Raw genomic sequence first — 8836 nt, forward strand, 5'->3', positions numbered from 1 at the left:
CACCATTTGTCGCCCAGGGGAGACCGCCATGCACGCCATCCGCCTCCACGCCTTCGGCCCGGCCGAGAACCTGACGTACGAGGAAGTCCCGGACCCCGTCCCGGGCCCCGGCCAGGTCCGCGTCAAGGTGACGGCGGCCGGCGTGCACCTCCTGGACACCACCCTCCGCGAGGGAGCGCCGGGCCCCTTCCCGGTCCCCGCCGAACTGCCCACCGTGCCCGGCCGCGAGGTCGCCGGCACGGTGGACGCCCTCGGCCCCGGCACCGACCCGTCCTGGCTGGGCCGCCGCGTCGTCGCCCACCTCGGCATGGCGCCCGGAGGCTACGCCGAACTCGCCGTCACCGACGCGGCCCGGCTGCACGCCCTGCCCGACCACCTCGGCGAGCCGGAGGCCGTCGCCATGATCGGCACGGGCCGCACGACGCTCGGCATCCTGCAGTTCGCCGACCTGGGCCCGGACTCGGTCGCGATCGTCCCGGCGGCGGCGGGCGGCATCGGCACGCTGCTCGTGCAGTACGCGAAGGACGCGGGCGCCGTCGTCATCGGCCTGGCGGGCGGCCCGGAGAAGGTGGCCCGGGTACGGGAGAACGGCGCGGACCTGGCCGTCGACTACACCACCGGCACCTGGGCGGACGAGGTCCGCGCGTACCTGGGAGACCGCGCCGCGACCGTCGTCTTCGACTCGGTGGGCGGCGCCACCGCCCGGACCGCGGTGGACCTGCTCGGCAAGGGCGGCCGGCACCTCGTCTTCGGCTGGTCGGGCGGCGAGGAACTCACCCTCACGGACGAGGAACTGACCGCCCGCGGCATCACCTCGCGGTCCGTCCTCGGCCCCGTCATGCTCCAGAAGGCCGGCGGCGACATCCGCACCCTCGAACTCGCCGCCCTCGCCGCGGCGTCGAACGGCACCCTCCGCCCGGCCGTCCACCCCTTCCCGCTCGCCGAGGCGGCCGCGGCCCACCGCGCCCTGGAGACCAGGGGCACGATGGGCAAGGTGGTCCTGGTCCCCTGACGGATCCGGTCAGACGCCGAGCACGTCCCAGGAGTGCCCCTTGAACTCCTTCAGGAAGTCGGGGTGGTCCTCCCACATCCGGGCGATGGAGCGCAGCACGTCCCAGTTGTGCTCCAACGCCTGGTCCACCACCTGCCGCAGCTCCGGCGCCGACTCCCGCTTCTCCACGAGCCCGTTCACCGCCGAAGCCGCCTGCACGGTGTACCGCAGCGCACGCAGCGCACGCGAGGTGTCGTCCATCCCGAAGCCGTGGTCGCTCCCGTTCTCGGGATCGAAAAGCGGCGTGAGCCGCGCCTCCACGAAAGCGGTGATCCGCTCGAACCGCTGCTGAATCTCGTTCTCCATGCCCTCTTCCTACCGTCTCGTAGAGTGTCCTGCCGAACCGGAGGGGGTCGCCATGACGAACAGCACGCCCGGCACCAACACACCCGCGCGCATCAGCGCGTGGGCGGCCGCGCTGGGCGTCGGCCTGGTCGCGGGGATCTTCCTCACGCCCGTGCTCTGGCTGCTCTACGGCGGCCTGTACACGTTCTGCGTCTTCCTCCTCGGCGCCGTCGCCGTCCCGGCCGGTCACCTCGGCCGCCGCCGCGCCAAACGCCTCGACAGCCGCGACCGCGGCGTCGCCCTCGCCGCGCTCCTCACCGGCTGGCTCCTCGTCCTCGCCGCGCTCCTCCTGGCCCTGGCGTACGCGGGCCTGGTGGCGAGCGCGGCGATCCTGGTCGACTCGGCCCGCTGAGACCGGTCGGCCCCACCGTCCGGGCCCGCGGGAACAGTCCGTTACGCCTCCGCGCCTCCGCCCAGCTCCTTGAGCGCCCCGTCCGTCAGCCGGTAGACCGTCCACTCGTCCTGCGGCCGCGCGCCCAGCGACTCGTAGAAGTCGATGGAGGGCTGGTTCCAGTTGAGGACGGACCACTCCAGGCGCTCGTAGCCGCGCTCGACGCAGATGCGGGCGAGCTCCGTGAGCAGGGCCCTGCCGTGGCCGCCGCCGCGCAGTTCCGGGCGGACGTACAGGTCCTCCAGGTAGATGCCGTGGACCCCGCGCCAGGTGGAGAAGTTGAGGAACCAGAGCGCGAAGCCGGCCACCTCGCCGTCCTCGGTCTCGGCGATGTGGGCATAGGCGGCGGGACGGTCCCCGAAAAGCGCGTCGTGGAGCTGGGCGGGGGTGGCGCGGGCCTCGTCGAGGGCCTTCTCGTACTCGGCGAGGTCGCGGACGAGCTGGTGGATGACGGGGACGTCGGCAGGCGTGGCGGTACGGATCATGGGGACAGGGTGCACCGGGTCAGGCCGCGCGGGCCAGCAGGGTCCGGGCGATGGACACCTGGGCGCGGTCGAGCGCCGCGCATCGGTACGTCGATCACCCGCCCACCCCAGATCGACGGAAACCGTCACCCCGTGTCCTCCCGTCCGCCTGCCCGACGCCCCTCCGGCCCGCCGGCAACGGCCTCCCGACGCAACGGAATCCGCAACCGCCCGCCCGCGAAGCCCCCCGCCCCGCCCCACGCCCCGTATCCGCGCCCCCGACCCCCCGGCTACCCTCCCGCCAACACACCAGGGAGAGGGCACCATGAGCAGCACGACGACGGTCAACGGCGGCATATCGTTCTGGTACGCGCAGGAGGGCGCCCCCGCCCCGCGCGAACCGCTGCCCGGTGACGGCACCGCCGACGTCTGCATCGTCGGCGGCGGCTACACCGGCCTGTGGACCGCCTACTACCTCAAGAAGGCCGTCCCCTTCCTCAACATCACCGTCCTCGAAGCCGCGTTCTGCGGGTACGGGGCCTCCGGACGCAACGGCGGCTGGCTCTACAACGGCATCGCCGGCCGCGACAGCTACGCGAGACTGCACGGCCACGAGGCCGCCGTACGCCTCCAGCAGGCCATGAACGACACCGTCGGCGAGGTCGTCGACGTGTGCGCCGCCGAGGGCATCGACGCCGACCTGCACCGCGGCGGCGTCCTCGAAGTCGCGCACTCGCCCGCGCAGCTGGCCCGGCTCAAGGCGTTCCACGACGCCGAGGTGGCCTTCGGCGAGAAGGAGCGCGAGCTGTACGGCGCGCGGGAGACCGCCGAGCGGATCCGGATCACCGGGGCCGTCGGCTCGTCCTGGACCCCGCACGGCGCGCGCCTCCACCCGGTGAAGCTGGTCAAGGGCCTCGCCGCCGCCGTCGAGGCGCTCGGCGTGACCATCCACGAGTCCACGCCCGTCACCGAGATCCGCCCGAAGCACGCCGTCACCCCGTACGGCACGGTCCGCGCCCCGTACGTGCTCCGCTGCACCGAGGGCTTCACGGCCTCCCTCGCCGGGCAGCGCCGCACCTGGCTGCCCATGAACTCCTCGATGATCGCCACCGAGCCGCTCACCGACGCCCAGTGGGAGTCCATCGGCTGGAACGGCCTGGAGACCCTCGGCGACATGGCGCACGCCTACATGTACGCCCAGCGCACCGCCGACGGCCGGATCGCGCTCGGCGGCCGCGGCGTCCCGTACCGCTTCGGCTCCCGGACCGACAACGACGGCCGGACGCAGCCGCAGACCGTCACCGCGCTCCGCGAGATCCTGATCCGCTTCTTCCCGCAGCTCGCGGGCGTCGGGATCGCCCACGCCTGGTCCGGCGTCCTCGGCGTGCCCCGCGACTGGTGCGCCACCGTCACCCTCGACCGCTCCACCGGCCTCGGCTGGGCGGGCGGTTACGTGGGCTCCGGCGTCGCCACCACCAACCTGGCCGCCCGCACCCTGCGCGACCTCATCCAGCAGGACTCCGGCCAGGGCGGGTCCACCGAGCTCACCGAACTGCCGTGGGTGAACCACCGGGTCCGCAAGTGGGAGCCGGAGCCGTTGCGCTGGCTCGGCGTGCAGACCATGTACGCGGCCTTCCGCGCCGCCGACCGGCGCGAGACCGCCGCCCGCACGGCGGCCACCGACCGGATCGCCGTGATCGCCAACCGGCTCAGCGGCCGCTGAGTCCGGGGAGGGCGCCCCCGCCGGGCGCCCTCCGCTCACTCCACCTCGATCCCGAAGTCCCCCACCAGCTCCGCGAGTCCGCCCCGGTACCCCTTCCCGCCGACCACGAAGTCCCAGTCGCCGCCCGCCCGGCGCCGGAAGGAGCCGAGGACGAGCGCCGTCTCGCCCGCGCGCCCGTCGGACACCTCCAGGCGGTCCAGCTCCGCGCCCGTGCCGTCGCGCAGCACGATCCCCGCGTCCAGGAACCCCGCCAGGTCCGCGTCCGAGTTCACCTCCGGGTCCACCGCGGCGACCAGGACCAGCCGGTCGGCGCCGGCCGGCAGCGCGTCGAAGCCGACCCGGACCGCCGCCTTGTCGCCGGCCGACAGGGCCGGCGCCGGCACCGAGGCCACCGAGGCCACCGAACCGTCCGGCGTCGCCGGGTTGTTGAAGAACACGAACCACTCGTCGCCGAGCACCCGGCTCCCCGCGCACACCAGCGCGCACACGTCGAGCGCGACCGCCCCGGACCACCCCATGCCGAGCACGTTGAAGCCCGCGTCGGCGTCCACCGGGCCCCGGGCGGCCCGAGCCGGCTCTCCCGTACCGAGCCGCCCCCGCAGCCCGTGCTGCCGCAGCAGCTCCACCAGCTCCGCGCCCGGGATCAGCGTCAGCGGCTTGCCGCTGGCGAAGGTGTACGAGCCGGGGCCGAACCTCGACGTCGTCACCAGGACGCCCTTGTTGGCCCCGGCGTCCTGCACCGTGCCGAACAGGTCCCGTACGGCGCTCGGCGGCACCGTGTTCCGGTAGCGCTTCACCTGCACGATGATCGAGCCGCCGCTGATCGGGTCCGGGTCGAGGGCCCGCACGTCCACCCCGCCGTCGTTCGACCGCTGCGTCGTCACGGCCTCCAGGCCCCGCGCCCGGAACAGCTGGGCCACCAGGCCCTCGAAGGCGATCGGGTCCATCGCGAGCAGGTCCGGCTCGTCACCGTCCCCGTGCCCCACCGCGCCGGAACCGGCCTGCTCCGGAAGCGCGAACGGCTGTACGGCCGCCCGCTCGTCCGGCCTCGCCGACAACCGGCCCGACAGCGCCCCCGTCACGCACTCCACCGCGCTGACGAGCGCCAGGTTCAGCCCGTCGAAGACCGGCCGGTCCACCGCCACCGACGCCACGCAGACCCGGCCCGGCACGCCCGTCGCCGGGTCGACGCCGGCCACGTACCCGTTCAGCGCCACCCGCTCCAGGACACCGGAGCGGTCGGCCACGAACAGCTCCCGCACCGCCAGCAGCACGCTCTGCGCGAGGACGTCCCGGTAGAGCGCCCGCCGCTGGGTCACCGGCCGCGGGACCTCCTTCTCCTGGTCCGTGCTCGGCAGGTACTTCACGCCCTTGGCCGCCGGCACCACCTCGAACCCCGGCAGCTCCCAGTCCAGGACCAGCCGGCGCGTGCCCCGGTCGTACGCGGCCGAGACCCGGCGCGGAAAATCCGCGGGCCACACCGTCGACCGGGACAGCACCGCCGAGAAGAACGCGACCACGTCCTCCGGCCCGGGGCGCTGCTCCCCGATCTCCGCGCGCCGCGCCGCCGCCCACTCCTCGTACTGCCGCCGGTACGCCGCGAGCTGCTCCAGCCGCCGCGCCTCCGCCGCCTGCGCCGCGTACCAGTCCCGCTCGAAATCGGCCCGCACCTGGTAGAAGCGCTGGTCCGGCATCACCACCGGCACGCCGAGATCCCCCGGCGAGAACGGCGCCACCCCGTCCGTCAGCGGCTCGCTCCGGCAGCCCGCGACCAGCAGCCCCTCCAGGGCCGCCACCCGCGCGTCCAGTTCCCGCGTCCGCCGCAACGCGTCCGCGTCCCGCCGCCGCCGGTACTCCGCCCGCTGCTCCCGCTGCATCCGCCGCGCCCCTCCCCCGGGAAAACCCCCGCGCACCTGCCCCTCGACGCACAAGTGTCCCGGACCCTGCTGGGTCCGGGACACCTGGTCGCGTGATCGCGAAGAGCCGCCTGTCGGAATCGAACCGACGACCTCAAGATTACAAGTCAAGCGCTCTAGCCAACTGAGCTAAGGCGGCAGCGGAAGCAGTGTAACGAACCCCCGCCCGCCCATGGTCGGAAATCTCACGACCCTCACGTCCCCCGGACTGCTGACAGATCCGGCCCGGCCGGGTAGCGTCACCTGCGGTTCACCCTGGTGGACTACACCACATCCTTCCTTTACTCGGATCGTCCGGCACGTTCCTGCCGGTGAAGGGACACATCACCATGGCTTCCGTCACCTACGACAAGGCGACCCTGGTCTACCCCGGCGCCGAAAAGCCCTCCGTCAACGAGCTGGAGATCGAGATCGCCGACGGCGAGTTCCTCGTCCTCGTCGGCCCCTCCGGCTGTGGCAAGTCGACCTCGCTGCGCATGCTGGCCGGCCTGGAGGACGTCACCTCCGGCGCCATCCGCATCGGCGACCGCGACGTCACGCACCTGCCGCCGAAGGACCGGGACATCGCCATGGTGTTCCAGAACTACGCGCTCTACCCGCACATGACCGTCGCCGACAACATGGGCTTCGCCCTGAAGATCGCCGGCGTCAACAAGAGCGAGATCCGCACCAAGGTCGAGGAGGCGGCGAAGATCCTCGACCTCACCGAGTACCTGGACCGCAAGCCGAAGGCCCTCTCCGGCGGTCAGCGCCAGCGCGTCGCCATGGGCCGCGCCATCGTGCGCGAGCCGCAGGTCTTCCTCATGGACGAGCCGCTGTCGAACCTCGACGCCAAGCTCCGCGTCTCGACCCGTACGCAGATCGCCTCGCTCCAGCGCCGTCTCGGCATCACCACGGTGTACGTGACGCACGACCAGACCGAGGCGCTCACCATGGGCGACCGGGTCGCCGTCCTCAAGGACGGTCTGCTCCAGCAGGTCGACACCCCGCGCAACATGTACGACAAGCCGGCCAACCTCTTCGTCGCCGGCTTCATCGGCTCCCCGGCCATGAACCTGATCGAGGTCCCGATCACCGACGGCGGCGTGAGGTTCGGCGCGAGCGTCGTCCCGGTCTCCCGCGAGGCCATCGCCGCCGCGGCCGCCAAGGGCGACCGCACCGTCACCGTCGGCGTCCGCCCCGAGCACTTCGACGTGCAGGGCGCCACCGGCAAGGACGGCCTGGCCGTGACCGTGAACGTCGTCGAGGAGCTCGGCTCCGACGGCTTCGTCTACGGCACCACCCGCGTCGACGGCGAGGACAAGGAGATCGTGGTCCGCGTCGGCGGCCGCGAGGTCCCGGCCAAGGGCTCCACGCTGCACGTCGTGCCGCGCTCGGCCGAGCTGCACGTCTTCTCGACCTCGACCGGCGAGCGCCTCTCCGACTGATCCGCCCGGTGGCTCCCCGCGGCCCCGCCCCCGCTTGCGGGGGTGGGGCCGTTGGCGTACTGGGGGATTCGGCGGGCATGAAACGCCGACTCGGCGAAAACCCCGGCAGAACTGGGCATACGGGCCCCCGGCCACTCCCCGGCGTCAACACGGGATTCGAAAAGCCGCCAAGAAGCGTCCCTCGTGAGAGTGACTAAATGTCGCCATTTCACTACCGACCGCTACGCTCGCCTGCGTGACGCACACTGCCCGCCGAATCGGCCGCTCCCTCGCCCTCGTCCTGCCCGTCGTCCTGGTGCTCTCCGGAACGCTCGCGGTGTCCGCAGTTCCGTGGGCCGGCCAGGGCTCCGGGACCCAGATGCTGACCGCGTCGTCCACGGACGTCTCCACCCGGGCCAAGTCCCGTGCCCCGCAGGACGTGCTGCGCGACCAGCTCCTCGCCGAGCTCCAGGAGAAGGACCCGGCCGTCGCCCTCACCCACCTCCAGCGCGAGGTGGAGAACCGGCCGTCGCTCGCCAAGCACTGCGTCTCGATCGCCCGCGCCCTCGGCGCCGCCGCCGTCGAGCGCTTCGGCCCGACGCGCGCCCAGTCCTACTCCCGCCCGGTCTGCGACACCGCCTTCGCCTACGGCGTCCTGCACGCCAGCTGAGCGCGAGCTGATCCGGACCCACCGGGGCGGCTGCGCCTATCGTTCCCGGTATGCATACCTCCCCGACGCAGGCCGTGGTCCTGGCGGGCGGCCAGGGCTCGCGGCTGCGCCCGTACACCGACGACCGCCCCAAGCCGATGGTCGAGATCCCGGGCACCGGGACCCCGATCATCGGCCATCAGCTGTCCTGGCTCGCCGCTGAGGGAGTCACCGACGCCGTCGTCTCCTGCGGCCATCTCGCCGAGGTGCTCCAGGAGTGGCTGGAGACCGCGCAGCTGCCGCTGAAGGTCACGACGGTCGTCGAGTCCGAGCCGCTCGGCCGCGGCGGCGGCCTCAAGTACGCGGCCGCGCACCTGCCCGAGCCGGACCGGCCCTGGTACGCCACCAACGGCGACATCTGGACCCGCTTCTCGCTGCGCGAGATGGCCGAGTTCCACACCGAGCGCGACGCCACCGCGACCCTCGCCCTCGCCCGGCCGCGCATCCCGTGGGGCGCCGTCGAGACCGACGCCTTCGGCCACATCACCGACTTCATCGAGTCGCCGCCGTCCCCGTACCTCATCAACGCCGGCGTGTACGTCTTCTCCCCGGCCTTCACCGGCCTCCTGCCGGAGCGCGGCGACCACGAGCGCACCACCTTCCCCCGCCTGGCCCGTGAGCGGCGCCTGGCGGGCTTCCCGCTGCCCCAGGGGGCGTACTGGCGGGCCATCGACACGGCGAAGGACCTGACGGAGGCGGCGAAGGAGCTGGCCGCCCAGCCGTGACGCCCTCCTCCTGGTCAGGGCGTACGGAAGGGCCCCGCCCAGGGCATTTGTGAGCGCTGACCGAACTGACGGAACCGAAAAACCACCCCCTGAACGAGGACGAAAT

At 73.0% G+C, this 8836-nt stretch carries 9 protein-coding genes and 1 tRNA gene; 6 read left to right on the plus strand and 4 right to left on the minus strand.

Annotated elements, in window-relative coordinates; genetic code table 11:
• The first annotated feature begins 28 nt into the window (after positions 1-28).
• Positions 29-1012 carry a zinc-binding dehydrogenase gene (locus ACWEV0_RS14350; protein WP_453149540.1) on the plus strand — a complete coding sequence of 328 codons (984 nt, stop codon included), beginning with the start codon at positions 29-31 and terminating at the stop codon, positions 1010-1012.
• A gap of 9 nt (positions 1013-1021) precedes the next feature.
• Here the strand turns inward: ACWEV0_RS14350 and ACWEV0_RS14355 are convergent, their stop codons facing one another.
• Positions 1022-1357, minus strand: coding sequence for a hypothetical protein (locus ACWEV0_RS14355; RefSeq protein ID WP_389205166.1), 336 nt, complete (start codon positions 1355-1357; stop codon positions 1022-1024).
• A gap of 52 nt (positions 1358-1409) precedes the next feature.
• On the opposite strand from ACWEV0_RS14355, the gene ACWEV0_RS14360 reads away from it, so the two are divergent.
• Positions 1410-1748, plus strand: a complete 339-nt coding sequence (locus tag ACWEV0_RS14360; RefSeq protein ID WP_453149542.1) for a hypothetical protein — start codon at positions 1410-1412, stop codon at positions 1746-1748.
• A 41-nt stretch (positions 1749-1789) separates the two neighbouring features.
• Here ACWEV0_RS14360 and ACWEV0_RS14365 read toward each other — a convergent pair whose 3' ends face one another.
• Complete coding sequence (locus ACWEV0_RS14365; protein ID WP_453149544.1) at positions 1790-2272, minus strand: N-acetyltransferase family protein; 483 nt, start codon at positions 2270-2272, stop codon at positions 1790-1792.
• 304 nt (positions 2273-2576) lie between these two features.
• Here ACWEV0_RS14365 and ACWEV0_RS14370 point away from each other — a divergent pair, with 304 nt between their 5' ends.
• A complete protein-coding gene (locus ACWEV0_RS14370; protein ID WP_453149546.1) occupies positions 2577-3974 on the plus strand; it encodes an NAD(P)/FAD-dependent oxidoreductase in 1398 nt (465 codons plus the stop codon).
• Between the two features lie 35 nt (positions 3975-4009).
• Here ACWEV0_RS14370 and ACWEV0_RS14375 read toward each other — a convergent pair whose 3' ends face one another.
• On the minus strand, positions 4010-5851 hold the full coding sequence (locus ACWEV0_RS14375; protein ID WP_453149548.1) for a restriction endonuclease: 1842 nt from the start codon (positions 5849-5851) through the stop codon (positions 4010-4012).
• A gap of 104 nt (positions 5852-5955) precedes the next feature.
• Positions 5956-6029, minus strand: a tRNA-Thr gene (locus ACWEV0_RS14380).
• A gap of 190 nt (positions 6030-6219) precedes the next feature.
• Here ACWEV0_RS14380 and ACWEV0_RS14385 point away from each other — a divergent pair.
• The 3 genes from ACWEV0_RS14385 (at position 6220) to ACWEV0_RS14395 (ending at position 8730) form a co-directional block, all read left to right on the plus strand.
• Positions 6220-7317 (plus strand): ABC transporter ATP-binding protein, encoded by a 1098-nt coding sequence (locus ACWEV0_RS14385; protein ID WP_453149550.1) that lies wholly within the window; start codon positions 6220-6222, stop codon positions 7315-7317.
• 235 nt (positions 7318-7552) lie between these two features.
• Positions 7553-7966 carry a hypothetical protein gene (locus ACWEV0_RS14390; protein WP_453149552.1) on the plus strand — a complete coding sequence of 138 codons (414 nt, stop codon included), beginning with the start codon at positions 7553-7555 and terminating at the stop codon, positions 7964-7966.
• A 50-nt stretch (positions 7967-8016) separates the two neighbouring features.
• Complete coding sequence (locus ACWEV0_RS14395; RefSeq protein WP_451605326.1) at positions 8017-8730, plus strand: nucleotidyltransferase family protein; 714 nt, start codon at positions 8017-8019, stop codon at positions 8728-8730.
• Positions 8731-8836: the final 106 nt, after the last annotated feature.

Source organism: Streptomyces sp. NPDC003943 (assembly GCF_053605265.1).